We start from the raw sequence: 25,761 nt of genomic DNA, 5'->3' as shown, positions 1-25,761 counted from the left end.
CTTCGCCAACCGGTGCGAACCCCCGTTCGCACCCGGTGGCGCAGCCCTGCGCGCGATTCCAGAGTTTTTCAACCGAAGAGAAGAAGCAGGAGACAAAAACCATGAAGAGATTTTTGATGTGGTCGGCGCTGGGGCTGGCAAGCAGCGGCGCGGCGCATGCGCAATCCAGCGTCACCGTGTTCGGCGTGGTGGACCTCGGCATCCAGTACACGAGCGGCGCCGGCAGCGGCTCGGTCAAGGCGCTGTCGAACGGCGGGCTCTCGACCAGCCGGCTCGGATTTCGCGGCACCGAAGACCTGGGCGGCGGACTGCGCGCGGGCTTCTGGCTCGAAGGCAGCCTGAACCCCGACAACGGCACCGGCCGGCCGAGCAACACCAACAACCAGACGAGCGGCGCGGGCGCGGCAGGGCCCATAACCTTCGACCGCATGTCCTTCGTGAGCCTCTCGTCGGACACGCTGGGCGAAGTGCGGCTGGGCCACGACTTCATTCCCACGCACTACAACAGCATCTACTTCGACCCCTTCAACGCCAACGGCGTGGCGCGCGCGGGCAACCTCACCTTCGCGGGCGCGGGCACCGGGCCGCTGCCCACGGCCATCACCGGCAGCAACACGGTGAGCTACTGGCTACCGCCCAACATCGGCGGCTTCTATGGCATGGCGATGGTCGGCACCGGCGAGAACGACTCCACCGTTGCGAACCGCGACGACGGCAACTTCGCCGGCGCGCGCTTCGGCTTCGCCTCGGGCGCGTTCGACATCGCGGCGGCCGTCACGCGCTCGCACTTCGACGCCACCACAACCATCGGCAACTACACGCACGCCAACATCGGCGGCTCGTGGGATGCGGGCTTCGCGAAGTTCTTCGCGCTCTACAACAAGGTGACGGTGAAGCTCGCGGGCGGCACGGTGCGCAAGAACACCACCGAGATCGGTGCGCACATTCCGGCTTTCGAGGTCGGCCGCATCCGCATCAGCTATGCCTACCTCGACGACCGCAGCGACGAGAGCCTGCGCAACGCCAACGGCATGCCGCGCAACCGCGACGACGCGCGGCAGTTCGGCATCGGCTACGTGCACAACCTCTCCAAGCGCACCGCGCTCTACGGCACGTATGCGCGGTTGATGAACAGCGGGCAGGCCCGCTATGTGGTCAGCGGCGGCGTTGCACCGGGCGCAGGGCAGCGCTCGTCGGGGTGGGAATTCGGTGTGCGGCATCTCTTCTGAACCAAGGAGCCTTTCATGCGACGCAGAACCCTGACCATGGCGGTGCTCCCGGCTCTTGCGGCCGCGATGCTGCCCGGCGCGGCGGCCTGGAGCGCCGACGCATATCCGAACAAGCCGCTGCGGCTGATCGTCGGCTTCGCGCCCGGCGGCGGCGCCGACGTGCTCACGCGCATCATCGCGGAGGGGCTGTCGAAGCAGCTCGGCCAGCAGGTGATCGTGGAGAACCGGCCCGGCGCCGATGGCGTGCTTGCGGCGCAGGCCACCTCGTCGGCCAGGCCTGATGGCTACACGCTGCTGATGGGCACCAACACTGCGATGGTGGCGGCGCCCACGCTGCGGCCGACGCCGCCCTACGACCCGTTCAAGGCCTTCACGCCGATCAGCTCGGCCGGGCAGTTCTCGATGTTCCTCGTGGTGCCGACGAGCCTGCCGGTGAAGAGCGTGAACGAACTGCTGGCAATGGTCTCGGCCAAGCCGGGCGCCTACAACTCGGCATCGAGCAACAGCGCTTCGGAGCTTGCGATGCTGCAGCTGCTGGGTGACCGCAAGGTGGTCAACGCGCGCTACAAGGGCGACATGCAGGCCATGACCGACCTGTTGGGCGGCCAGATCCAGATGATGTTCACCACCGGCACGCTGGCGCCGGGCTTCGTGAAGGAAGGGCGCATCCGCGCGCTGGTAACGCTGCTGCCGCAGCGCAGCGGCCTGCTGCCCGACGTGCCGACCGGCGGCGAACTGGGGCTGGGCAAGCTCACCATCACGCCATGGGCCGGCTTCTTCGGGCCGCCGGGGCTGCCGCAGGCGATTACCGACAAGCTCTCGCTGGAGCTGCAGAACACGCTCAAGCGGCCCGACGTGCATGCCCAACTGGTGCAGCAGGGCTTCGAGGGCTACGGCATGAGCCCCGCGAAGTTCGCCGAGTTCTTCCGCACGCAGTACGACGCCTTCGGCGCCACCGTGCGGGAGCACAACGTCAAGTTCGAATAGCGGCGGCCTCGCGGCGCCAGAAGGCTGCATCGGGAAAAGTGCCCGCGCCGGCCGCGGCGTTGTCCGCCATGTGCTCGCCGCGGCTGGTGCCGGGAATCGTGCAGGTCACCGCCGGATGGCTCAGCACGAACTTCAGCAGCACCTGCGCCCAGCTCGTACAGCCGATCTCGCCGGCCCACGCGGGCAGCGGCTTGTCGCGAAGCCGGCGCAGCAGGCCACCGCCGCCGAAAGGCATGTTGACGATCACCGCCACGCCGCGCTCGGCCGCCAGCGGCAGCAGGCGCTGCTCGGCCTCGCGCGCGTCGAGCGAATAGTTGATCTGCAGAAAGTCGAGCTTCTCGGCGCGCAGCACGGCCTCGACCTCGTCGTAGGCCGAGGCCGTGTAGTGCGTGATGCCGATGTAGCGCACGCGGCCTTTCTCCTTCCAGCCGCGCAGCGTGGCGAGGTGCGTGCGCCAGTCGACGAGGTTGTGCACCTGCATCAGGTCCATGCGCTGCGTGCGCAGCCGCGCGAACGATTGCTCCATCTGCGCAATGCCGGCCTCGCGGCCCGAGGTCCAGACCTTGGTGGCGAGGAAGGCCTTGTCGCGCTGCTTCGCTGCGGTCAGCAGTTCGCCGGTGGTTTCCTCGGAGCGGCCGTACATCGGCGAGCTGTCGATCATCGTGCCGCCGGCTGCGAACAGGGCGTCGAGCACGCCGGGAAGGCGCTTGTATTCCTCGCTGCCGGGGCGCTGGTCGAAGCCGATCCAGGTGCCGCAGCCGATCACGGGCAGGGCTTCCTGGGTGGAGGGGATGGGGCGGGTGTTCATGGCGGACTTGCTCTGCGGTTGTGCGGAGGCGGGGAGCGCGGCGCTTGCGCACAGCGCGGCGCCCAGGCGCAGCAGTTCGGCGCGGGTGAGAGGGAAATCCTTCGAGGGCGGCATCGGCGGCCAGTATCCGACGATGGGGCAAAAAGAGAAAAGCAGCTTTCTTGTTGTGGGTCATGAAATACTGTATAAAAATACAGTTAACAGTCTTCACCATGGGCCTTCCTTTCCTCGACTCCTTTTCCGCTGCCGCAGGCCGTGGCGTCTGGCATGCCGACGAACTCGGCCTGGCCGACGCGCAGGTCGTCGCCACCGGCCACACTGCGCTCGACGCGCAGTTGCCGGGTGGCGGCTGGCCGGTCGGGGCGATGACGGAGCTGCTGCAGGCCGCGCCCGAGGCTCATGTCTGGCGGCTGCTGATGCCCGCGCTGGCGCAGGCGGTGCAAGCGCGGGGCGGGCCGGTGGTGCTGGTCGGCGCGCCTTATGAGCCTTGCGGGCCGTCGCTCGCGGCGCAGGGGCTGCCGGTGGAGGCCCTGATGTGGGTCAGGAGCGAGGCCCCGGCCGCGCGGCTGTGGGCCTGCGAGCAGGCACTGCGCTGCGCGGACATCGCCGCCGTCGTGGCCTGGCTGCCGCAGGCGCGGGTGGGTGAGCTGCGGCGGCTGCAGCTGGCGGCTGCGCAGCACGAGGTGCTGCTGTTCGTGTGCCGGCCAGAATCGGTTGCGTTGTCTGCCTCGCCGGCGCGGCTGCGCATTCGTGCCGGGCGCTGCGAAGCGGATGCGTCGCAGATCGAGCTGCACATCCTCAAGCGTCGTGGCCCGCCGCTGGCCACGCCGGTGATGCTGCCGGCGCGCAACGAACGCATGACCGCATTGCTGGCCGCCGCCCGGCTGCGCCGCAAGCTGCGTCTGCAGCAACTGGGCACGGTGCCGGCCGGCGAGTCGGCAACCTCGGCGACCGTGGTGCGCATCGACGCGTGGAAAGGAGGCCCGGATGCACTGGATCGCCTTGCGGTGGTCGCTTGACGCCGACACGCCCGATGCTCCTGTCTTGCCCACGCCCGAAGCGCTGGGCTGGTGGGCGCTGCAGTACACGCCCCACGTGGCCTGGCAAGACGAGGCACTGATGCTCGAAGTCTCCGCCTGCGAGCGCCTGTGGGGCGGGCGGTTGCAGCTGATGCGCCAGTTGCTTGCCGACAACCCCGCGCCCGACGTTCGCATGCAGGGTGCGCAGGGCGCCACGAGCCTGATCGCGCTGGCCCGGCTGCGCCTGTTCGTGCGACAGGAAAAGCGGCCGCAGGAGGTGCCGGCCGGACTGCCTCTCGACACGCTGAGCGCCGCGCGCGAACACCTCGACCTGCTTGCGCGCCTGGGTTGCCGCACTTGGGGCGAGGTGGCGGCGCTTCCGCGCGGCGGCCTCACTCGGCGCTTCGGCGCAGGGCTGCGCGAGGCGCTCGACGCCGCATGGGGCCTGCGCCCCGAAAGCCATGCCTGGCTAACGCTGCCCGACGTGTTCGAGCAGAAGCTGGAGCTGCCCGCACTGGCCGAGACCGCGCCCGAACTCATGTGGTCGGCCAACCGGCTGCTGTCGGCCCTGCAGATCTGGCTGCGTGCCCGCCAGCGTGGTGCGCGCGCGCTCGAACTGGAGTGGACGCTCGATCTCAAGCGCTTCAATGGCGTGAACCTGCCGCCGCACCAGCAGGTCACCGTGCGCACGGCCGAGCCCACGCAGGACATGGCGCACCTGCGCCGCCTGCTGTCCGAAAAACTGGCCCTCACCACGCTGGCCGCGCCCGCGAGCTGGCTCAGGCTGCGCACGCTCGAAACCGATCCGTGGGCTGGCGCCAGCACCAGCTTTCTGCCGGAAGACAACCGCAAGGGCGACAGGCTGCACGAGATGGTCGAGCGGCTCAGCGTGCGGCTCGGAGCGCAGCAGGTGGTGGTGCCGTCGGCGCAGGCCGACCACCGGCCCGAGCGCAAGCAGGCATGGCGGCCCGCGCTGCAGAAAGAAAAGGAGAAGGAGCCCGGCGACAAGGTCCGCAAGGAGGCAAAGGCCGCAAGGGCCGCGGCTTCGCAGCCCGATGCCATCTACCCGCCGTGGCTGCTGCCCGAGCCGCTGCTGCTCGAAATGGACGGCGAGCGCCCGTGCTACCGCGGCCCGTTGAGCAGGCTGATCGGGCCGCAGCGTGTCGAGACGGGCTGGTGGGGCGACAAGGAAGACGGCGGCCAGCCCGCGATGCGCGACTACTACGTCGCGGAAAGCCCCGAGGCCGGGCTGGTGTGGATCTTTCGCGAGCGGCCCGCCGCGCGCTTTTCTTCCGGCGAGGTGCGCTGGTATCTGCAGGGCTTCTATGCCTGACCTGAGCGGCAAGCAACTGCGCGGGCGCAACTCGGCCAAGGTGCATGCGCTGCCGTTGCCGCTGCGCAAAAAAGCCGCGCCGACGCTGCCGGACTATGCCGAGCTGCATTGCCTGACCAACTTCAGCTTCCAGCGGGGCGCTTCGACGCCGGAGCAGATGGTGGAGCGGGCCTACCAGCTCGGCTATATCGCGCTTGCCATTACCGACGAATGCTCGGTGGCGGGCATCGTGCGGGCCCATGTGGCCCTGCGCGACCTTCCGGCGAAGCTGGCCGAGCACGAGCGCGAGCATCCCGACGAGCCGGAGATCCCGCGTAACTCCGCTTTCCGCCTGCTGTTCGGCAGCGAGTTCCAGTTCGAGCGCTTCAAGCTCGTGGTGATCGCAAACGACACCGAGGGCTGGGGCAACCTGTGCGAGTTCATCACCGCCGCGCGCAACACCGAATTGCCCAAGGGCGAGTACCGCGTGAGCTGGGAAGACAGCGACGTGGCTTCGCTGCAGCACTGCCAGGTTCTTTTCGTGCCGCATCGCAACCCCGGCGGTGCGATGGATGTTGCGACGCTGCACGAAGACCTGATGGCCGCCAAGGCGCTGTACGGCGAAAACCTCTGGCTGGCCGTGGAGCTGTTCAACGAACTCGACGATGACCTCTGGTTCGTCACGCTGATGCAGGCGGGCGAGGAAACAGGCGTGCCGCTCGTGGCCGCCGGTGACGTGCGCATGGACGTGCGCTCGCAGAAGCCGTTGCACGACGTGCTGACGGCGGTGCGCGAAGGCAAGACGGTGGCCGAATGCGGCTTTGCGCTGCAGTCGAATGCCGAGCGGCATCTGCGGCCGCGCATGCGGCTGGCGGAACTTTATTTTCAGGAGATGCTGACGAACACGCTTTTGGTGGCCGGGCGGTGCAGGTTCGATCCGGAAGTGATCCGGGAGAACTACAAGTACCCGTTGGAAAGCGTGGGCAGCCACGAGACGCCGGCGCAGACGCTGGTGCGCAAGACGTGGGAAGGGGCACTCGAAAGGTATCCGCTTGAAAGGTATGCCTCGGGTATTCCGGAGAGCGTTTGCCGGCAGGTCCGCAAGGAGCTCGATCTCATCATCGACCTCGAATACGAGATGTTCTTTCTCACGGTGGAAAACATTGTCGGCTTCGCAAAATCGCAGAAGATCCTTTGCCAAGGGCGTGGGTCATCCGCGAACTCGGCGGTGTGCTACTGCCTTGGCATCACAGCTATCGACCCAGATAAGGGCACGCTCCTGTTCGAGCGCTTCCTGAGCCGCGAACGCCGTGAGCCACCCGACATCGACGTCGACTTCGAGCACCAGCGGCGCGAAGAAGTCATCCAGTACATCTACGAAAAATATGGCCGCGACCGTGCCGCCATCGCCGCCGTCGTCATCTGCTATCGCGCACGCAGCGCGTTGCGCGACGTGGGCAAGGCCATCGGCATCGACGAGCGGTTGATCGACGAGTTCGCGAAAGACCACTACTGGTTCGACGAGACAGTGCTCGGCGAGCAACTGCGCCAGGCTTCGGCGCGCGTCGGTGTCGAGGAGGACGAACTCAAGCTGATGCACTGGATCGAGATGACGCAGCGGCTCAAGGGCTTTCCGCGCCACCTGAGCCAGCACGTGGGCGGCTTCGTGCTCACGCACACGAAGCTCACGCGGCTGGTACCGGTCGAGAAGGCGTCGATGAAAGACCGCTCCGTCATCCAGTGGGAAAAGGACGATCTCGAAGCGATGGGCATGCTCAAGGTCGATGTGCTCGCGCTCGGCATGCTCAGCGCGATCCGCCGGGGGCTCGCTCACATGAATCGCTGGCGAGGCTCGATGCTGGAGATGCACCAGATACCGAGCGACGACCAGAAGGTGTTCGACATGATCTGCGACGCCGACACCATCGGCGTGTTCCAGATCGAGAGCCGGGCGCAGATGTCGATGCTGCCGCGCCTGAAGCCGCGCACGTACGAAGACCTGGTGATCGAGGTTGCCATCGTGCGGCCCGGGCCTATACAGGGCGGCATGGTGCATCCGTATCTCAAGCAGCGGGAGCGGGTGGCGAAGAAATTGCCGATCCATTACGAAGACGATGAGCTACGCCCCGCGCTGGAGCGCACGCTGGGCATTCCGATCTTCCAGGAGCAGGTGATGCAGATCGCCATGATCGCGGCCAAGTTCACGGCCGACGAGGCCGATCAACTGCGGCGTGCCATGGCGGCATGGAAGCGAAAGGGCGGTCTCGGAAAGTTCCACGACAAGCTCGTGAATGGCATGATCGACAACGGCTACAAGGCCAGCTTTGCCGAGGCCATCTTCAAGCAGGTCATGGGCTTCGGCGACTACGGCTTCCCTGAAAGCCACGCCGCCAGCTTTGCGCTGCTGGTAACGGTGAGCAGCTGGCTCAAGAACTACGAACCTGCCTGCTTCCTCGCCGCGCTGCTCGATTCGCAGCCGATGGGCTTCTACAGCCCGTCGCAGCTCGTTCAGGACGCACGTCGCCATGGCGTCGAGGTGCGCCCGGTCGACGTCACGCGCAGCGAACTCGACACCACGCTCGAAGCCCGTGATCCCGATGCGCTGCGTTCTCCAGGCATCGATCCACGCTACATCGACCGCCTCGGCAACGAGAACCAGCCTGCGGTGCGGCTGGGCCTGAACCGCATATCGAGCCTCAGCAAGGGTGGCGCCGAGCGCCTGCTCAAAGCACGCGACCAATCGCCCTTCACGAGCACCGAAGACCTTGCCCTGCGCGCCGAACTCGACGGCAAGGACATGGCCGCGCTGGCCGCCGCCGATGCGCTGATGTCGCTCTCGGGCCATCGGCGCCAGCAGGTGTGGGACGCCACCGCGCAGCACCGGTCGCCGGCTCTGCTGCGGGGCGTGCCGATCAACGAGCAGGCGCTGCTGCTGCCGGCCGCGCCCGAGGGGGAGGAGATCGTCGGCGACTACGCGGCGCTCGGTCTCACGCTGCGCCGCCATCCGCTCGCGCTGCTGCGCCCGCGCCTTGCGCGCATGAAGCTCATGAGCGCGGCCGAACTGCGTTCGCTGCCCAGCGGGCAGACCGCGCGCGCCTGCGGCATCGTCAAGGGACGGCAGCGCCCACAGACCGCCAACGGCACCATCTTCGTCACGCTGGAGGACGAGACGGGCAACGTCAACGTCATCGTCTGGAGCCATGTCATCGAGGCCTGGCGCGAGCCGCTGCTCAAGTCGCACCTGCTCGCAGTGCAGGGCACGTGGCAGCGCGACGACGACAGCGGCGGCAAGGTGCAGCACCTGATCGCCACGGGCTTCAGGGACCTGACGCCGCTCATGGGCCGGCTCGCGCAGAGCAACACGAGCCGCGACTTTCATTGACGCGGGAAGGGAACGACCGAATGCAACCGATCGTTCCATGCCTCGCGCCTTCCTCCGCTTTTCGCTAACCTGTTTCCGCCATGTCCGCACTCGCCGCTTTCGACCCCATCGTCGCCACGCCTATCGGGCCGCCGCCACCAGCGCCCGATGTGCCCGTGCCACCACCGCCGCCGCCCATGCCACCGCCGGAGGGCGATCCGCCGCCAGTCGTGCCGCCTGTGACCGACCCCGGCTTTCCGCCACCGGTGGTGGAGCCTCCGCCACCGATGCAGACGGCGGTGCCGTTCGGCAAGCAGCATGCGCGGCGCCTGCGCGAGATCTATCGCTCGGCCGGCTGGCCGTGCTGCGACACCATCGAAGTCGAACTGCTCGCTGGCGGCTATCTGGAGCGCGTGCGCACGGTGCACGGCCACGAGACGCTGCGCGTGACCGACTCCGGCATTGCGCGCATCGCCACCACGCTCACCATCAACCGCGCCGCGCTGTCGCCGCACGAAGCGCTGGTGGAGCGCGTGGCGCGCGAGATGACGCGCGGCGGCCGCATCGCATGGCGCGGCCTGGGCCTGCGCGCCCGACTGCCGCCGCTGGAAGAGGGCGGCAAGCCGCGCTGGTGCGTTGCGCGGCCCGATGTGTTCTCGATCCGCAATACCAGCGTGGAGGCTTACGCGCATCCCATCGTGCACGAGGTAAAGGTGAGCCGCGCCGACCTGCTGGGCGACCTGCGCAAGCCCGACAAGCGCGCGGCGTACCTCGACCTGGGCGGCGAGTGCTGGTACGTGCTGGGCAACGACGCGAAGGGCCGCTGCATCGCCAAACCAGAAGAAGTGCCGGCCGAATGCGGCGTGATGGTGCTGGAGGGCGAACGCCTTGTGGTCGCGCGAGCGGCCGTGCATCGCGCGTTCGATCGCATTCCGTTCGCGGTGTGGCTCGCGCTGGCCAAGGCGCAGCCGATTGCCGGATTCGAGGACGACGTGCAGGACATGCTGATCTGACGACCTCGGGCCGGGTCAGGTGATGTCGTCGTAGCTCCGGTGCGCGATGGCGACGACGTCGCCGGGCAGGAACTGGCCCTGCATCTGGCGCAGGCCTTCTTCGCGGTCTTCAGCACTGGCCGTGGCGTCGAACATCTGGTCGCAGAACTCGAGCACGTCTTTTGCGATGCGTTCGTAGCGGTAGTAGGCGAGGGCGACGAGGTCGATGTCTTTAAGTCCGTAGCCTTCGTAGAACAGCGCTTCTTCCTGTGGCTGGTTCCATACGTGGCCGACGCCACCGCCGATGAACATCAGGTCGCGCTCTTTCGGGGCGAGGATGAGCGTGTCCCAGTCGACGATGGAAATGCGGTCGTTGTCGCCGACGAGGACATTGCCCGCGTGGAGATCGGAGTGGCACAGCACCAGCTGCGGCGGGCGTTCGAGCAGGATGGAGGCGAGCTGTTCGCTGCGGTAGACGACGGTGTCGATCTCTTCCGCATGCTCCTCCCAGAAGGCGAGGAAGCGCTTGACGATGTCGTCGCCCTTCACGCCGTTGATGAACCGGCGCTGGTAGCGGCGGACGCCTTCACGCCAGTGGTGGGCGTAGTGCTCTTTGGGAAGACCGGCCGACAGCGCTTCGGGCAGTTCGGTGCGATGGATCGCGCCCAATGCGGTGCCGAGCGTGGTCCATTGGCGGTTCGTCAATGCGCGCTCGAAACCGTTCTTGCCGTCGAAGAAGGGATAGAGCGCCCAGTCGAAGCCGTGGCCTTGCGTGCTCAACTGCTGACTCGTTGTGGGCAGCGGCGCCATCACGGCTTCGATGCCTTTGTCGTGGTGAAGGAAGGCAGGGACCGCGACGACCGGCTGGTCGAAATCGCCTCTGCGCAGCTTGAGGAAATACGCGGCGCCGTCACTCGCATTGATGCGAAAGACGGCGGAGTTCACATCCGCGCCGAGGGGCAGGAATTCGATGCGGGCGTCGTGCAGGCCGTAGGCATCGGCGAGGTATTGCGCGACGGTTTCGCGCGACAGGTCGGGGGGCGTCAGCATGCGGCCACTGTAGCGCCGGACGAATGCCGCACCTCAGTGCAGAGGATAGGAGCCGAGGGGTTCGTGGCGAAACGGATACGTGAAGTGCGAGCGGACCAGTCGGAACTCTGTTGCCGTCCAGCGGATGGGCTTCAGGGAAGTGGGCCTTGCTGCGCGTTCGGCGTCCCGTGCGATCGTGACGTGCGGCGTCCATCCACGGACATGGACATCGAGGGAAAAGCCGGCTCGCACCAGCGCACGGCTGATGTCGTACTGAAGGCGCCGCAAATCTTCATGCTCCGACGGTTGCACTACCGAGGCGTCGTTCGACCATGTGCAGGAGCGGTCGAGCGTGAGTTGCAGTGGCTGCATCGACACTTCGGAGAGCGCGGCGCGCAGACGTTGCTCGGCGTTGCCCTGCTGATCGGGGAGGTACTGGAGCGTCAGGTGCAGGCGGTCTACGGGCGGAAAGGAGCAGCCTCTGGGCCACCACCAGTTCTTGCGGTGCGCCTCTATTTCAGCTTGCACTTCCCTGGCGGGAAAGAGTCCGACGAGAAGCTTATTGAACTCGGCCATCGTGTGCTTTTTCAGGATCCAGGCGGCCACCAGCTCTCGGCCGTCGTGCGGATGACGCGCGCTGCCTGCACGCGAATGTCCCCCTTGTCGCGGGTCACTTTGAAAGGCCAGGTCGAGATCCGACCCGTACGGGAGGGAGGCTGCAACTGGTGCAACCTGGAGAAAAAAAGAACCTGCGCAGTGAGCGCAGGCGGATTGGCGGTGGTCATCGGCGTCGCCTCGAAGTTGTTCTTGGAGACGACGAATTTTAGAGAAATACTGTATTTATGTACAGTATTTTCAGGGTCGAGCAGGCGTGCCCAGCAGAGCATCCAGGTCGACAGCCGCTGCCATCGCCCTGTAACCCGCATCGCCCGGATGCAAGTGGTCGCCCGAGTCCATCGCCGCCTTCAGCCGCGAGGGGCGTGCCGGGTCGCGCAACACCGCGTCGAAGTCGACCACGGCGTCGAACGCGCCGCCTTCGCGGATCCAGCGGTTCACGGCCTGGCGCACCTTGTCCTTCTCAGGCGAGTAGTGGCCTTCGAGCGGCGTGCCCTCCAGCGCGCGTTCAGTCGGCGCGATGGTGCCGGCCATGATGCGCACGTTGTGGGCATGGGCCATCTCCGCCAGCTGCCGCAGGCCCTGGATGACGGCTTCCGCGCGCACGGCGGGTTCGTTCGGTGCGAACGGGCCGCCGGGCCAGCCGATGTCGTTGGTGCCCAGCAGCACGATCATGGCGCGCACGCCCGGCTGGGCGAACACATCGCGGCCCGCGCGTTCCAGGCCGGCGTGGCCCATGCCGTCCTTCAACAGGCGGCCGCCGGAGATGCCGGCGTTGAGCACCGCGACATTGCGTCCCACCAGTCGCTCGGCCAGCGCGTCGGGCCAGCGGGTGTTGGCGCTGGGCGTGGAGCCGTTGCCGTCGGTCAGCGAATCGCCGAGGGTGATGACGGTGGTTGGTGGCTGGGGTGTCTCGACGATCAGGCCGCTGACGTAGACACGGGTGCTCCATTGCGTTGCCGCTGCCGGCAGGCGCGCGGCGCCGGTCAGGTCGCCATCGGCCACGTAGGCGATCTGCCGCGCATCGAAGTGAAAGCCCGCGGGCTGGCTCGGCCGCGGCAGATAAAGCGACACCGCAACCTCGCCGAGAGCGGGCATGGCGATGTCCACCGGGTCGCTGACCAGCCGCGCGCCGGGCGGGATGGTGACGTCGGCCTGCCCGCCGAAGCGCAACGGCCGGTCGCTGCCCTCGACGACAGCCGAGCCTTCGGCATGCCGGGCCACGCGCGCTGCGCCGATGTACAGCGGCGCCACCCCACCTTCGTTGCTGATCACCACGCGCAACCGCGATCCGCCGATGCTCAGCCGCGCCACCTGGCGCACGGTCTGCCGGTTGAACTGGAAGGGCAGGCCGGTGGGCAGCACGAAGTCGCCGTTCCATATGGGTTGCGTGCTGGCCATCCAGCTGGGGCTCCAGTAGGCGGCCGGTTCTGCTGTTGAAGTTGCGGCTGTGGCGGCCAGGGTGAGCGCGAGGGCGCCGTGGCGCAGGATCGATGCGAGTGTCGATGTGGTCATGAGAAGAGGTCCTTGGATGAAAGCTGAAGCAACGGCCTGACTTTCTTTCATGCGTATCCGGATGGGTAGACGGCAGAATGGCATCCAGACCATTCCAAATACGAATACACCATGGACACCCTGCGCGCCCTCGAAGCCTTCGTGCACAGCGTGGAGCTGGGCAGCCTGTCGGGCGCGGCCCGCGCGCTCGACACCACGCAGCCCACCGTCAGCAAGCTGGTCGCGGGGCTGGAGCGTTCGCTCGGCGTGCGCCTGCTGCGGCGCACCGCAGCAGGCCTGAGCCTGACCGAGGAAGGCCAGCGCTTTCACGAGCGCGCACGGCGCATGCTGGAGGACTACGGCGACGCGGTGTCCGACGTGCGCGAAGGCATCCAGCAGCCGCGCGGCCTGCTGCGCATGAGCGCGCCGGTGACCATGGGCCAGCGGCATCTCAACGCGATGGCGGTGGAGTTCCTGGGCCTGTACCCGGACATCGAACTGGAGCTGGTGCTCGACGACCGTTTCGTCGATCCGCTGGAGGAGCGCATCGACGTTTCGCTGCGCGTCGGCGGCGCCTTGCCGCCCGACTTGGTCGCTCGCCACCTGGGCACGTGGCCGCGCGTGCTGGTCGCTTCACCGGACTACATCGCGGCACGCGGCAAGCCGCGCAAGCCTCAGGACCTGCTGGCGCACGACTACCTGCGCTACGCGGCGGGCGACGACGGCGTGCTGCTGCAAGGCCCCGATGGCCCCGTCACCGTGCCGGTGCGCAGCCGCTATCGGGTGAACAACGCGGTGGCTCTGCTCGACAGCGTGCTCGGCGGCGCCGGCATCTCGTTGCAGCCCACCTGGATGGTGGCCGACCTGCTCGAACAAGGCCGACTGGTGCGCGTGCTTGGCCGCCACACCGGCCCGGCGCAGGAGGTGCACCTGCTGTATGCCCCGCGCCGCCACCAGCCGCTGCGCGTGCGCGTGCTGGTGGACTTCCTGGCCGAGCGGGTGGCGAAGCTGCCGGGCGCCTCCCGCCCGGTTACGCGCTAGTTCAGCGGCAGCCGCAAGAAGGTGCCCCGCAGCGCCTCCTGGCCCGCGCCCGGCTTGCTCCAGTCGCACACGCCGCTCGGGAAGATGGTCTGCAGGCGCGCCAGGTCGGCGCCTGCAATGGTCACCGAGTAGTCAGCCGCATTGACCGGCTTCAGCTGGCACTTGAGCACGTCGTTCACCAGCGGCGTACCGGCAACGAGGCGCGGCGTGCTGAAGCGCGGGTACACCACGTTGCAGCTGGCCGCCGGATTGGTCGACGCGGCTTCGTCGATGCGCGTGCCGCTCGCGTCCCAGCAGGCATCGTTCGCGCCAACGGGCTTGTTGCGCACCACCTTGTCGATGGACGGTGCAGCCGTGTCGGCGGCCATGTTGTCCAGCCACTTGTTGATGAGGTCGAGCGAGGCCGACATGTAGTCGACGGGCGACTTCGATCCCAGCGTCCAGATGATCTGGTTGTCGCTGCGGCTGTTGGCGCGCTGCAGGCGGGCCCGGATGATCAGGTCCTGCATCGTGTCGTGGATGTCGCCCACGGCATCGGCATTGCCGCGCTGCGTGATGATCGGAATGTTCGCAAGGCCCGGTCCCTTGAAGCTGTTCTTGAAGCCGCCCGCGTAGGTGAGCTTCAGCGCATCGGGGTCTGCCACGGAGCGCGCGGCCTGCGTGTTGCCGTCGCCGTCGTAGCCTCCGACCTTCTCGTTCAGATCGAGGAACTCCGTCACCGAGATGGCGCCGCTGTTCAGCGCGGCCAGGCCGTACTGCACGCCGACGTTGTCGATGGGGCGCCGCGCCTCCTGCGTGCCGGCGCGCTTGCCGAGCAGGTTCACGTTGGTCTGGAACAGGTCGCAGCGGATGCCGTTGGGGTTGGTCGTGCGGTTGAACACGTTCGACACGTTGGCCGGTTCGAGAAAGCCGCAGCCCACCGCGTTGTCGGACTTGATGATGCTCGCGAAGGACAGGTCCCAGCTCGTGCAGGTGTTGGTGTTGAAGCCGTTCACCGCGTTCTGCTTGGCCGTGGTCCAGGTGGTGGTGTCAAGCTTGTAGACGTTGTTGAGCAGCCGGCACTCCATCACCTCGGGCATCAGCGTCTCGGGGAAGGACACGATGGGCTGAATGCCGTCGAGCAGGCCCGGGTAGAGCTGCGCGATCAGGTACTGCTGGATGGCGCCGCCCGAGCCGCCGAAGCCGACCGTCCACTTGGGCACGGCGCCGAATTCTTCGATGATGTGCTCCTTCAGCATCATCAGCGTCTCGCCCTGCAGGTGCGGGTTGGCGTGCTGGTTGTTCCAGAGTTCGGTCGAGTTCATGAAGGCGAAGCCGCGCGACAGCTGGATATGGCCCACATCGCCGAGGATCGTCTCGATGGGATGCACGCCCTGGTTGTACTGGGCGGAGCCGCAGCAGTCGAAGTACACGACGAGCTTCTTGTTCCAGCCCGCGCCGGGCTTCCAGGTGGCGGGTGCGTCCTTGGTCGGGTTGTCGAGCACCGCGAGCCGGTACACACCGCGGTTGATGGTGCCCGACTCCACACGCACGATGTAGGGCACGGTGTTGCCGTCGTTGGTGGTGGTGGTCGCGAGGTCAGCGGGGCGCGTGCCCGTGGGGTCTGAAAGCGGTTTGAAAGTATTGGAGGTGCTGCGGTAGTACCAGACCACCTGCGTCGCGGCCGAGCAGTCGGCGTCGAGCGGCGAACCCAGGCCGTTCTGCACCGTGCGGCATTCATAGGGCGAGATGTGCGGGCCCGAAAGAATGGGCCCGGTGATGGGGTAGTTGACCAGCTTCGTCTCAGTGCGCTGCGCGGTGTTGTCGGCGTTGCTGACCACCAGCGTGTTGCTGCTGCCCGTGGTGCTGGAAGCATCCGTCGTGAGCCCGGTGACGAGGCCGCGCAGCACGCGGGCCGTGCTGTCGGCCACCGGCACCTGCGAACTCACGTCCTTGCCGTTCAGGCTTACGCGAACCTTGTCGAGCGCCACGCCAACGGGCGCGGTGATTTCGATCAGTGAGTCGCCGCCGCTGACCATGTCGGGCGACGACGAGAGCGTCTTCACCTGGAACGCGGCCGGCGTCTGCGTCGCGGGCGGTGGGCTGGCGCCGGGAATGAACGAAAACCCCGATCCGCCGTCGGAGCCTCCGCCGCATCCCGCGACGAGCAGAGCTCCTGCCATAGCGAGACCCGCGGCAAGGGCGCGGGGCCGGCGCGGCCACGGAAAAACCCGCTTGTGCGGGCGACGGGGTGTAGCGAACATGGACGTCTCCTGTGTTGTATGTCTTGAAAGAATACGAATGGACGTTCCGGGGCGCGGTCGTTGCGACGACACATGACGCGCGAATTGCTACAGGTAATCCCTGATTCACCCAGCGAGCCTTTTTCTTCTTCCTCCGCTGCGCAGGTGCTGGAAGAGACGGTGCGGCGTTCCAAATGGGCGTCGGCCCTGTCGCCGGCTGACCTCGAACATGTGCTCGGCAGCATGCAGGAACGGCAGTTCGCGCGCGGCGGCTGCATTGCGCGCGCCGGCGAGCCGGTCGAGCACTGGATGGCGCTGATCGATGGCTTCGCAAAGATGTCGGTCGCATCCGAAGACGGACGGGTCTCGACACTCACGGGCGTATCGGCCGGCGTGTGGTTCGGCGAAGGCTCGTTGTTCAAGCACGAGGCGCGCCGCTACGACGTGTTCGCGCTGCGGCCCACGCGCGTGGCGCTGATGCCGCGGCGCACCTTCGAATGGCTGCGTGACACTAGCGTGCCGTTCAACCACTACCTGCAGGAACTGCTCAACGCACGGCTCAGCCTCTTCATCGGCGCGCTGGAGCATGAGCGCCTGCTCGACACCGACGCGCGGGTCGCGAACTGCCTGGCGAGCCTTTTCAATCCCGATCTGTATCCCGATGCGCCGCGCTTCCTGGAGGTGGGGCAGACGGAGATCGGACTGCTCGCGAACGTGTCGAGGCAGCGCGTGAATGTTGCGCTGCAGCGCTTTCAGGCGCTGGGACTCATCCGCCTCGAAAAGCGCGGGCTGACGGTGCTCGATCTTGGCGGCTTGCGCGGCTACAAGGCAGAAGGCGTCTTGCCGCTGCGCCCTTCAGGTGCTGCGTAGCTGGCGCGTGCCGACTGGCGTGTCGGGGCCGGTGCGCACATTGCGCTCGATGAACTCGCGCGCAATGGCTTCCACGTTGGCCGGCGCTGGCGCGTTGAAGGACATGCGGTACTTCAGCAGCTTGCCGTTGCGCACCGCGAGGTAGGTGAACGAGTCGTAGGCCTTGGCGTCCTTTGCATGCACGAGGCGGAACGAGACCGTGCGGAAGGTCAGCCCTTCGATGCGCACGTCGCGGGTGGGGCCGATCCTGGCGCTTGCGTACATGCCCTGGGCGGTGGCTCGCTGCACCTCGGCGATGGTGCTCTTGAAGTGCTCGTCGAATTGCGGGTCGTCCACGCCTGGTTGCCAGGCGCGCTTCATGTCGTACACGTAGACATCGATCCAGCCGACGCTGCTCTCGAAGCGGTGACTGTTGCCGAGGCCCGCATTCAGTGCCTCGTAAGACTTGGAGTTGATGTAGCGCCACTGCACGCCCGTGGGCGGGGCCGGTGCCGACTCGGTGGCGGGCGGCGTTGCTGCCGTTGTTCCTGCGGCCGGCGCCGTGTTCGGTGCGCTCGCGCAGGCGCAGAGCAGGGCGCAGAGAAGCAGGGCGAACAGCAGTTTCATGGGCTGGTCCTGGAGTCGGGGGGAAAGAACGGGCAGGTCAGTCGAGGCGGATCTCGAAGTAGGCCTCGTCGGCTTCGCCGAGTGCGCGAAAGCCGGCAGTCTTGGCGGTTTCGTAGGCCTTGGCCCAGGTGGCGGCCAGCGCAAGTTCGTCCTTGCTGAGTTCGTCGGCGCTGGACTCGCTGGCGTTCTCGAATGCCTTCAGCGCGGCTTCGACGCTCTCGCCCAGCAGCTTGTCGAGTTCGCGGCGGAAGCGCGACTCCGCAGTGGCGATGACGTCGGCCGGGGCGTCGGGGAAATCGACCAGTTTCACGGTGTAGCTCATGGGCCGGGATGCTACGTGATCGCAAAGGCCGTATGGAGGCACCTTTGCCACAGCGCCCCGACCGTTTCGACACGGTCTTGCTGGTGCCGGGAGCAGTACGGCAGGTGCCTGAAGGAAGACACGCAGGAATTCGCGGGAGCTGTTGGAGCGGGTGAAGGGAATCGAACCCTCGTATGAAGCTTGGGAAGCTGCCGTTCTACCATTGAACTACACCCGCATCTGGCAAGTCGCCGACTGCATGCCTGCGAGCGACGACAGGCGGGAGTATAGATGCATGTCCTTCGACCCAGGAGCCTCAACCGAGCATGAAACTCAAGCCCACTCACCTCGCCCTTCACTTGTTCTTCGCCGCAGCAGCAGGTTCGGCCGCAGCCGGAACGATCGCATGCGTGCCAGCTCACAACAGCGCGGGGCCGGCGCCCTGGATCCGCAGGATCTCGATCGACGAGCACTCTCGTACCGTCAACATGGACATCGTGCGCCAGAGGACCAAAGACACGGACACCATGGGCAAGATGCGGGCCGAGTTGCTGAGCATGGACGAGACCCAGGGCGGCGAGCCGGTCTACGTCTTCAATGCCATTCCTGCCGCGGGCGATGAAGTCACGAACCTTTTCAAGCTGTTCAAGGCAGGGGAGTGGCGTCTGATAAGTGCCGGGGTGACGTTCGTGGGCAAGGTGCCGGTGCTGCGGGCGGTCGATCCGGGCACGGTCTTCAATTGCAAGCGGTCGGATATGGGGTAGTCCGGCAGCGGTTGGCTGCGCTCAGAAATTTTTTTCGCGCACTGCCTCTTTCGCAGGCATCGCGTTGCAGGCCACGCCAGGCAAGGCTTTCGAGCGATGCGCACACAGTTTTCCACAACGTTGTCCCCGTCAAGAAGGAACAACGTGTCACGGCCGTGTGGTATGGGCAAGTCAAGAGAAAATGGGTAGCCCGAGGGTAGGCGCGTTCCGACAGACTTGAAGGCGGGCGCGGAGGAACATGACTCCACCGCACCCTTGCGGAAAGGAGCGTGAAATGACGTTCGACTTCTTGTTTCGCCCGAATCACACCGCGTACCTCCGGCGCGCGGCGGCACTTCTTGAAGAGGCGCAAATGGCGCGCATCGAGCATCAGGCGGCGGCAGAGCATCACAGTGCCCTGGCCCGGATGTACGCCGAACGGGTCAGGCGCCTCGAGAACGAGCTGTATCGCCAGCCGCAGGCGGTGGCGCATGGGCTGGTGGCGGAAGGCACCGCGGAAGACCGGCCGCAGCTGTATTCGCTGGACGGAACCCGCAAGCCGGGGCTGACCTCGGCGAACTGAAAGCAGCAAGGGGGCCGGGGCGTTGGCTCGGTCTGTGCGGCGTCGCGCCAAAAAAATACCCGCCGAAGCGGGTCCGAGTGACCCTGGTGGGCCGGCTCTAAGCACTGACAGAGAGCTCTTCTTTTATGCGGCCCTGTTGCGTGACAGCATCGGTATGGTCTGTGGTCGCCCCGGACGCCGGTGTCAGCCGGAAACAGGCAGTCGCCGTAGGACACTTATTAAAACGTGAACTATTTGGCAGTTTTGTGCGGTTGGCAGACCGCTGGCGCTCACGTGGTCAGACCCATCGATCTGAAGTGTCGGTCCTGTCCGACAAGGCGCCGGGGCATGAGGCCCTAGATTTTGCGGACTCGCTTCGAAGTGCGAGTTCTCTGTGCGTGACAGCACTCAAGAGGTTCAACCCAGCCCTGTGCTGGGTTTTTTTTGTGCGGCGCCGGCAACCCGCACATCTATCTATCCAGCCATCCCTCAGCGCAGGAACACGTGCTGCATGAACTGCCTGATCGGGTACTGGATCACCGCCTGCACCTTCGCCGGCAGCTCCAGCGGCCGCATCAGCATCTTGAGCGTGTTGCCGGGGCTCAGGTTTGTGCGGATGGTGCTGTTCATGTCCGCGCTCAGCCGCTCCACGTAGGCCGTGTCGCTGGCGCGGCCGGGCGAGCGCGCCTTCACCACGTGGCGGATCGCGCAGTCGGCGTCCTCGCTCTTGAGTTCGAGCGTGCGGCGGCCGATGGTGCCCATCACGCGGAAGCGGCTCAGCTTTTCCTGCTCGCGATAGCGGCGGAAGAAGCGGTAGAAATGCTTGTAGTGGTTGACCTCGTCGGTCGCGATGCGGGTGGCCAGGTCTTGCAGCACGGGCTCGTCGGTGCTGCGGGCCATGGCGCGGTAGTAGGTGGCGGTGCCGGTCTCGACCACGCAGCGGGCGGTCATTTCGAGGGCGCGGGTCGGCGCCAGCAGCTCTACCTTGCAGTAGGTCGCGTATTCCTCAAGGAAGCCCTGGTAGGCGGTGTCCCATTCGAACTCAGGCCACACGTGGCGAACGTAGGCGCGCAGGGCCTTGCCGTGCTGCAATTCTTCCTGCTCCCAGTGGTTCGACAGCCAGTCGGTGACTTCGTCGTCGCCCCGGAAGAAGTCGACCAGGTTCTGCGTGTAGAGGTCGGAGCCGCTCTCTATGAAGGAGGCGGACGTCACCAGGTAGAAGAGGTTCTCGTCCGGGCGTACCTTGTCGAGCGCGATGCGCGAGAAATCCAGGTCTTCGATCTGCCAGTGTTGTCCCGCCTCTTGGCTTGCCATGCGAACTCCTTGATCTTTTGTCCGTACAAGTACGGATGGCGCAGACCGTATTTGGTTCTCGTTTTTTGCGCCAAGTCACATATTAGCCGCGGAGTCCGGATCGTGCAGTTTTCCCGGTGCGGCCCGATCCGGGCGCGGGCGCCATGGCCAAACCTATAATCGTTTGTTCAAGCAAATCAAGCAGTTAGGCCGGTTCGCCGCAGTGGGTTCGACAAGAGGGTCGCCATCGCCGCGCCGCCCTCGACAGAAGACGAATCCAAAGATGAGCCAGCCCACATTCACGGTCGCGGACATCCGCAAGACCTTTCTCGATTTCTTCGCCTCCAAGGGTCACACTGTCGTGGCCTCGAGTTCGCTGGTGCCGGGCAACGACCCGACGCTCATGTTCACCAACTCGGGCATGGTCCAGTTCAAGGACGTGTTCCTCGGCGAAGACAAGCGCAACTACGTGCGCGCCGCCTCGGTCCAGGCCTGCCTGCGCGCCGGCGGCAAGCACAACGACCTCGAGAACGTGGGCTACACCGCGCGCCACCACACCTTCTTCGAGATGCTGGGCAACTGGAGCTTCGGCGACTACTTCAAGCGCGAATCGCTCACCTGGGCCTTCGAGCTGCTGACCAAGGTCTACAAGCTGCCGGCCGAGAAGCTCTGGGCCACCGTCTACATCGAGGACGACGAGGCCTACGACATCTGGACCAAGGAAATCGGCCTGCCGCCAGAACGCGTCGTGCGCATCGGCGACAACAAGGGCGGGCGCTACATGTCCGACAACTTCTGGATGATGGCCGACACGGGCCCCTGCGGTCCGTGCTCCGAAATCTTCTACGACCACGGCCCCGAGATTCCCGGCGGCCCGCCCGGCAGCCCCGACGAAGACGGCGACCGCTACATCGAGATCTGGAACAACGTGTTCATGCAGTTCGACATGCAGCCCGACGGCTCGGTCAAGAAACTGCCCGCACCCTGCGTCGACACCGGCATGGGCCTGGAGCGCCTGGCCGCGATCCTGCAGCACGTGCACAGCAACTACGAAATCGACATCTTCGATGCGCTCATCAAGGCCGCTGGCCGCGAAACCGGCACGCAAGACCTGGCCAACAACTCGCTCAAGGTGATCGCCGACCACATCCGCGCCACCTCGTTCCTGGTGGCCGATGGCGTGATCCCGTCGAATGAAGGCCGCGGCTATGTGCAGCGTCGCATCATCCGTCGCGCCATTCGCCACGGCTACAAGCTGGGCCAGAAGAAACCCTTCTTCCATAAGCTCGTGCCCGACCTCGTGAAGCTCATGGGCGACGCATATCCGAAGCTTGTGGCCGACGAAAAGCGCATCACCGACACGCTGAAGGCCGAGGAAGAACGCTTCTTCGAAACGCTGGCCAACGGCATGGAAATCCTCGATGCGGCACTGGCCGGCGACGCCAAGGTGCTGCCGGGCGAAGTGGCCTTCAAGCTGCACGACACCTACGGCTTTCCGCTCGACCTGTCGGCCGACGTATGCCGCGAGCGCGGCGTGAGCGTCGACGAGGCGGGCTTCAATGCCGCCATGGAAAAGCAGAAGGCCGCGGGCCGTGCTGCCGGCAAGTTCAAGATGGACCGCAACGTCGAATACGCCGGCGCGGGCAACACCTTCACCGGCTACGACCACCTCGAAGAAAGCGCCAAGGTCGTGGCGCTGTACTTCGAAGGCGCGGCTGTTCAAGAGCTGAAGGAAGGCCAGCCCGGCATCGTCGTGCTCGACACCACGCCTTTCTATTCGGAGAGCGGCGGCCAGGTCGGCGACCAGGGCGTGCTCGTTGCAGAAGGCGTGCAGTTCGGCGTGGAAGACACGCAGAAGATCAAGGCCGACGTGTTCGGCCATCACGGCACGCAGACCCAGGGCACGCTGAAGGTCGGCGACGCAGTCAAGGCCGCGGTCGACACCGCCCGCCGCGCCGCCACCATGCGCAACCACTCGGTCACCCACCTGATGCACAAGGCCCTGCGCGAAGTGCTGGGCGATCACGTGCAGCAGAAGGGCTCGCTGGTCGACGCCGACAAGACGCGCTTCGACTTCGCGCACAACGCACCCGTCACGCACGCGCAGATCCTCGAGATCGAGAAGCGCGTCAACGCCGAGATCCTCGCCAACTCCGAGACGCACGCCCGCGTGATGGACATGGAGTCGGCCCAGAAGACCGGCGCGATGATGCTGTTCGGCGAGAAGTACGGCGAGACCGTGCGCGTGCTCGACATCGGCACCAGCCGCGAGCTGTGCGGCGGCACCCACGTGGGCCGCACGGGCGACATCGGCCTCTTCAAGATCGTCAGCGAAGGCGGCGTGGCCGCTGGTGTGCGCCGTATCGAAGCCGTCACGGGCGCCAATGCGCTGTCGTACCTGCAGGACCTCGAATCGACCGTGCACAGCGTGGCCGCCACGCTCAAGTCGCCGGCCGCCGAGCTGCAGGGCCGGCTTACGCAGGTGCTGGAACAGGTGAGGGCGCTCGAGCGCGAAGTGGGTGCGCTCAAGGGCAAGCTCGCATCGTCCAAGGGCGACGAACTCGTGTCGCAGGCCGTGGACGTCAAGGGCATCAAGGTGCTGGCCGCCAAGCTCGACGGCGCCGACGCCAAGACGCTGCGCGACACCATGGACAAGCTGAAGGACAAGCTCAAGACCGCCGCCATCGTGCTGGCCGCAGTCGACGGCGACAAGGTGCAGATCGCAGCCGGTGTCACGGCCGACAGCGTGGGCAAGGTCAAGGCCGGCGAGCTGGTCAACTTCGTGGCCCAGCAGGTCGGCGGCAAGGGCGGCGGCAAGGCCGACATGGCCATGGCCGGCGGCACCAATGCGGCGGGCCTTCCGGCCGCGCTGCAATCGGTGCAGGCCTGGGTCGCGGAACGCGCCTGACAGACACGCATCAGGAACAAGCACTTCATGCCCGACGCTACCCCCGGTGAAGTGCTTGTGATGGGGGCGGGCACCATCGGGTGCTTCATAGGCGGCAGCCTCGCGGCGGCCGGAGTGCCCGTTACTTTCGTCGGCCGTCCGCGCGTGCTCGAAAAGCTCGCCAAGCACGGCCTGACGCTCACCGACATGGACGGCGCAACGCGCAAGCTGCCCGCTGAAAAGCTGCGCTTGGGTGAGCAGGTCCCCGTCGGTGCACGGCCTTCGCTGGTGCTCCTGTGCGTGAAGAGTGGCGCCACGGCCGCGGCGGCGGGCGAGCTGGCTTTCGCGCTGCCTGCGGGCACCACGGTGGTCTCGCTGCAGAACGGTATTTCCAACTGCGCGGCCGCATCGCAGACCGGCCCTTCGCTCAATGTGCGCGCCGGCATGGTGCCCTACAACGTGGCCGAGATCGGCCCTGGCGCCTTCCATCGCGGCACTCCCGGCCGGCTGGCCGCGGAAGACGACGCGGCGCTGCGCCCGTGGCTGCCCGTGTTCGAGCGCGCCGGCGTGCCGCTCGACCTGCATGCCGACCTGCTGCCCGTGCAGTGGGGCAAGCTGATGCTCAACCTCAACAACCCCGTCAACGCGCTCTCGGGCCTGCCCCTGCGCGAAGAGCTGATGCTGCGCGGCTACCGCCGCTGCTTCGCGTCGCTGATCGAGGAAGCGCTGGGCATTCTCAACGTCGCGGGCATTGCGCCGGCGCAGGTGGCTGCCGTTCCGGCGCATCGGCTGGTCAGCCTGCTGCGCCTGCCCGACTGGCTGTTCCGCATCATCGCGGGACGCATGCTGCGCATCGATGCCAAGGCGCGCTCCAGCATGGCCGACGACCTCGCGCTCGGCCGCCGCACCGAGATCGATTCGCTCAGCGGCGAGGTCGTGCGCCTCGCGCAGGAGCACGGCCTGAGCGCACCGCGCAACGCGCGCATGGTCGCGCTGCTCGATGCCTGGCCGCAACAGCCCAAGCGCTGGACGGCACGGCAATTGCAGGATGCTCTCGGCCTGTAGCGCTTAGCCTGTACCCTCGGCTGCGTTGCAGCAGCTTTCAAAGGGTTGTTCTCATGCAGGTCTTGATTCTCGGCAGCGGTGTCATCGGCACCTCGGTGGCGTATTACCTGGCGCGCGCCGGGCACGAGGTGACGGTGCTGGAGCGCCAGCCGGCGCCCGCGCTCGAAACCAGCTTCGGCAACGCGGGCGAAGTCTCGCCCGGCTACTCGGCGCCGTGGGCCGGGCCCGGCGTGCCGGTCAAGGCCATCAAGTGGATGCTCATGCAGCACAGCCCGCTGGTCATCAAGCCCATGCTCGATCCGGCCATGTGGCGCTGGGGCCTGTCGATGCTGCGCAACTGCACGCAGGCGCGCTACGAGATCAACAAGGGCCGCATGGTGCGGCTGGCCGAATACAGCCGCGACTGCCTGAAGGCACTGCGCGCCGACACCGGCATCGCCTACGACGAGCGCATGCAGGGCACGCTGCAACTCTTTCGCACGCAGCAGCAGCTTGAGGGCACCTCGAAGGATGTCGAAGTGCTCAAGGCTTCCGGTGTGCCGTACCAGGTGCTCGACCGCGAAGGCTGCGTGCAGTACGAGCCCGCGCTCGCGGCCGTGAAAGACAAATTCGTCGGTGGCCTGCGTCTGCCCGGTGACGAGACTGGCGACTGCTTCAAGTTCACGCAGGCGCTGGCCAGGCTGGCGGAAGCCGAGGGCGTCAAGTTCAGGTTCGGCATCAACATCCAGGCCATCGAACATGATGCAGCCAAGGGCGTGACGGCTGTGCGCACCGATGCCGGCAGCTTCACCGCAGAGCGCTACGTGGTTGCGCTGGGCAGCTATTCGCCCGCGCTGGTCAAGCCGCTGGGCATTCGGCTGCCGGTGTATCCGGTCAAGGGCTTCTCGATCACCGTGCCCATCACCGACGCTGGCGGCGCACCCGAATCGACCGTGATGGACGAGACCTTCAAGGTGGCGGTCACGCGTCTCGGCGATCGCATCCGCGTGGGTGGCACCGCCCAGCTCTCGGGCTTCGACCTGCAGCTCAACGAGCGCCGTCGCGACACACTCGAACACGTCGTGACCGACCTGTTCCCCAAGGGCGGCAACGTGCGCGACGCCTCCTTCTGGACCGGCCTGCGCCCGATGACGCCCGACGGCACGCCCGTGATCGGCGCCACCCGCATTCCCAACCTGATGCTCAGCACCGGCCACGGCACCCTCGGCTGGACCATGGCGGCAGGCACCGGCCGCGTGATGGCCGACCTGATTGCGGGCAAGGCGCCCGAGATCGACATGGAAGGCCTCACCGTGGCGCGCTACGGCGGCTGAAGAGCCCGACGC

22 protein-coding genes and 1 tRNA gene are annotated in these 25,761 nt (G+C 66.6%); 13 read left to right on the top strand and 10 right to left on the bottom strand.

Going from position 1 to position 25,761, the window contains the following annotated elements:
* Positions 1-101: 101 nt before the first annotated feature.
* Entirely contained in the window at positions 102-1,229 is a 1,128-nt protein-coding gene (locus AC07O3_RS10640; protein WP_495339263.1) for a porin, read from the top strand.
* 15 nt (positions 1,230-1,244) lie between these two features.
* Complete coding sequence (locus tag AC07O3_RS10635) at positions 1,245-2,216, top strand: Bug family tripartite tricarboxylate transporter substrate binding protein (protein ID WP_495339262.1); 972 nt, start codon at positions 1,245-1,247, stop codon at positions 2,214-2,216.
* Here AC07O3_RS10635 and AC07O3_RS10630 read toward each other — a convergent pair.
* Complete coding sequence (locus tag AC07O3_RS10630) at positions 2,203-3,138, bottom strand: aldo/keto reductase (protein ID WP_495339261.1); 936 nt, start codon at positions 3,136-3,138, stop codon at positions 2,203-2,205. The two genes, AC07O3_RS10635 and AC07O3_RS10630, sit on opposite strands and share 14 nt — an antisense overlap.
* A 98-nt stretch (positions 3,139-3,236) precedes the next feature.
* Between AC07O3_RS10630 and imuA the strand changes: the two genes are divergently transcribed.
* The 4 genes from imuA (at position 3,237) to AC07O3_RS10610 (ending at position 9,729) form a co-directional block, all read left to right on the top strand.
* The gene (imuA, locus tag AC07O3_RS10625) at positions 3,237-4,043 is read left to right on the top strand and encodes a translesion DNA synthesis-associated protein ImuA (protein WP_495339260.1); all 807 of its coding nucleotides are present in this window, start codon (positions 3,237-3,239) and stop codon (positions 4,041-4,043) included.
* Complete coding sequence (locus AC07O3_RS10620) at positions 4,012-5,376, top strand: Y-family DNA polymerase (protein ID WP_495339259.1); 1,365 nt, start codon at positions 4,012-4,014, stop codon at positions 5,374-5,376. The genes imuA and AC07O3_RS10620 overlap by 32 nt, the downstream gene beginning before the upstream one ends.
* Entirely contained in the window at positions 5,369-8,737 is a 3,369-nt protein-coding gene (locus AC07O3_RS10615) for an error-prone DNA polymerase (RefSeq protein ID WP_495339258.1), read from the top strand. Before AC07O3_RS10620 ends, AC07O3_RS10615 begins: the two co-directional genes overlap by 8 nt.
* Before the next feature lie 80 nt (positions 8,738-8,817).
* A complete protein-coding gene (locus tag AC07O3_RS10610; RefSeq protein WP_495339257.1) occupies positions 8,818-9,729 on the top strand; it encodes a hypothetical protein in 912 nt (303 codons plus the stop codon).
* Positions 9,730-9,744: 15 nt separating this feature from the next.
* Here the strand turns inward: AC07O3_RS10610 and AC07O3_RS10605 are convergent, their stop codons facing one another.
* The 4 genes from AC07O3_RS10605 to AC07O3_RS10590 all read right to left on the bottom strand — a co-directional run bounded on the left by AC07O3_RS10605 (position 9,745) and on the right by AC07O3_RS10590 (position 12,867).
* A complete protein-coding gene (locus AC07O3_RS10605) occupies positions 9,745-10,758 on the bottom strand; it encodes a phosphotransferase enzyme family protein (RefSeq protein ID WP_495339256.1) in 1,014 nt (337 codons plus the stop codon).
* Positions 10,759-10,791: 33 nt separating this feature from the next.
* On the bottom strand, positions 10,792-11,343 hold the full coding sequence (locus AC07O3_RS10600) for a 2'-5' RNA ligase family protein (protein WP_495339255.1): 552 nt from the start codon (positions 11,341-11,343) through the stop codon (positions 10,792-10,794).
* Complete coding sequence (locus tag AC07O3_RS10595) at positions 11,325-11,522, bottom strand: hypothetical protein (protein ID WP_495339254.1); 198 nt, start codon at positions 11,520-11,522, stop codon at positions 11,325-11,327. The genes AC07O3_RS10600 and AC07O3_RS10595 overlap by 19 nt, the downstream gene beginning before the upstream one ends.
* A gap of 70 nt (positions 11,523-11,592) precedes the next feature.
* On the bottom strand, positions 11,593-12,867 hold the full coding sequence (locus AC07O3_RS10590) for an SGNH/GDSL hydrolase family protein (protein WP_495339253.1): 1,275 nt from the start codon (positions 12,865-12,867) through the stop codon (positions 11,593-11,595).
* Between the two features lie 111 nt (positions 12,868-12,978).
* On the opposite strand from AC07O3_RS10590, the gene AC07O3_RS10585 reads away from it, so the two are divergent.
* Positions 12,979-13,887, top strand: a complete 909-nt coding sequence (locus AC07O3_RS10585) for a LysR family transcriptional regulator (protein WP_495339252.1) — start codon at positions 12,979-12,981, stop codon at positions 13,885-13,887.
* Here the strand turns inward: AC07O3_RS10585 and AC07O3_RS10580 are convergent.
* Positions 13,884-16,049 carry a DUF6351 family protein gene (locus AC07O3_RS10580; RefSeq protein ID WP_495339251.1) on the bottom strand — a complete coding sequence of 722 codons (2,166 nt, stop codon included), beginning with the start codon at positions 16,047-16,049 and terminating at the stop codon, positions 13,884-13,886. The two genes, AC07O3_RS10585 and AC07O3_RS10580, sit on opposite strands and share 4 nt — an antisense overlap.
* Positions 16,050-16,202: 153 nt before the next feature.
* On the opposite strand from AC07O3_RS10580, the gene AC07O3_RS10575 reads away from it, so the two are divergent.
* Complete coding sequence (locus AC07O3_RS10575; RefSeq protein ID WP_495339250.1) at positions 16,203-16,979, top strand: Crp/Fnr family transcriptional regulator; 777 nt, start codon at positions 16,203-16,205, stop codon at positions 16,977-16,979.
* Here AC07O3_RS10575 and AC07O3_RS10570 read toward each other — a convergent pair.
* From AC07O3_RS10570 to AC07O3_RS10560, 3 genes are all read right to left on the bottom strand, one after another.
* Complete coding sequence (locus AC07O3_RS10570) at positions 16,965-17,585, bottom strand: hypothetical protein (protein ID WP_495339249.1); 621 nt, start codon at positions 17,583-17,585, stop codon at positions 16,965-16,967. The two genes, AC07O3_RS10575 and AC07O3_RS10570, sit on opposite strands and share 15 nt — an antisense overlap.
* Positions 17,586-17,622: 37 nt before the next feature.
* On the bottom strand, positions 17,623-17,907 hold the full coding sequence (locus AC07O3_RS10565; protein WP_093055786.1) for a hypothetical protein: 285 nt from the start codon (positions 17,905-17,907) through the stop codon (positions 17,623-17,625).
* A gap of 143 nt (positions 17,908-18,050) precedes the next feature.
* Positions 18,051-18,124: transfer RNA gene (locus tag AC07O3_RS10560), tRNA-Gly, on the bottom strand.
* 88 nt (positions 18,125-18,212) lie between these two features.
* Here AC07O3_RS10560 and AC07O3_RS10555 point away from each other — a divergent pair.
* Together AC07O3_RS10555 and AC07O3_RS10550 are read left to right on the top strand one after the other, a co-directional pair.
* The gene (locus AC07O3_RS10555; protein WP_495339248.1) at positions 18,213-18,650 is read left to right on the top strand and encodes a hypothetical protein; all 438 of its coding nucleotides are present in this window, start codon (positions 18,213-18,215) and stop codon (positions 18,648-18,650) included.
* A gap of 274 nt (positions 18,651-18,924) precedes the next feature.
* Positions 18,925-19,212 carry a hypothetical protein gene (locus tag AC07O3_RS10550; RefSeq protein ID WP_093055798.1) on the top strand — a complete coding sequence of 96 codons (288 nt, stop codon included), beginning with the start codon at positions 18,925-18,927 and terminating at the stop codon, positions 19,210-19,212.
* 468 nt (positions 19,213-19,680) lie between these two features.
* On the opposite strand, the gene AC07O3_RS10545 is transcribed toward AC07O3_RS10550, so the two are convergent.
* Positions 19,681-20,505, bottom strand: a complete 825-nt coding sequence (locus AC07O3_RS10545) for a ferritin-like domain-containing protein (RefSeq protein ID WP_495339247.1) — start codon at positions 20,503-20,505, stop codon at positions 19,681-19,683.
* Positions 20,506-20,767: 262 nt separating this feature from the next.
* On the opposite strand from AC07O3_RS10545, the gene alaS reads away from it, so the two are divergent.
* The 3 genes from alaS to AC07O3_RS10530 are packed head-to-tail and all read left to right on the top strand — an operon-like array spanning position 20,768 to position 25,749.
* On the top strand, positions 20,768-23,392 hold the full coding sequence (gene alaS, locus AC07O3_RS10540) for an alanine--tRNA ligase (protein WP_495339246.1): 2,625 nt from the start codon (positions 20,768-20,770) through the stop codon (positions 23,390-23,392).
* Between the two features lie 27 nt (positions 23,393-23,419).
* A complete protein-coding gene (locus AC07O3_RS10535; protein WP_495339245.1) occupies positions 23,420-24,436 on the top strand; it encodes a 2-dehydropantoate 2-reductase in 1,017 nt (338 codons plus the stop codon).
* 53 nt (positions 24,437-24,489) lie between these two features.
* Complete coding sequence (locus AC07O3_RS10530; protein WP_495339244.1) at positions 24,490-25,749, top strand: D-amino acid dehydrogenase; 1,260 nt, start codon at positions 24,490-24,492, stop codon at positions 25,747-25,749.
* Positions 25,750-25,761: the final 12 nt, after the last annotated feature.

The organism is Variovorax sp. GW821-FHT09D05 (genome assembly GCF_059416325.1).
The sequence above is the reverse complement of the archived record's forward strand: the minus strand, read 5'-3'. Positions and strand labels throughout refer to the sequence as shown.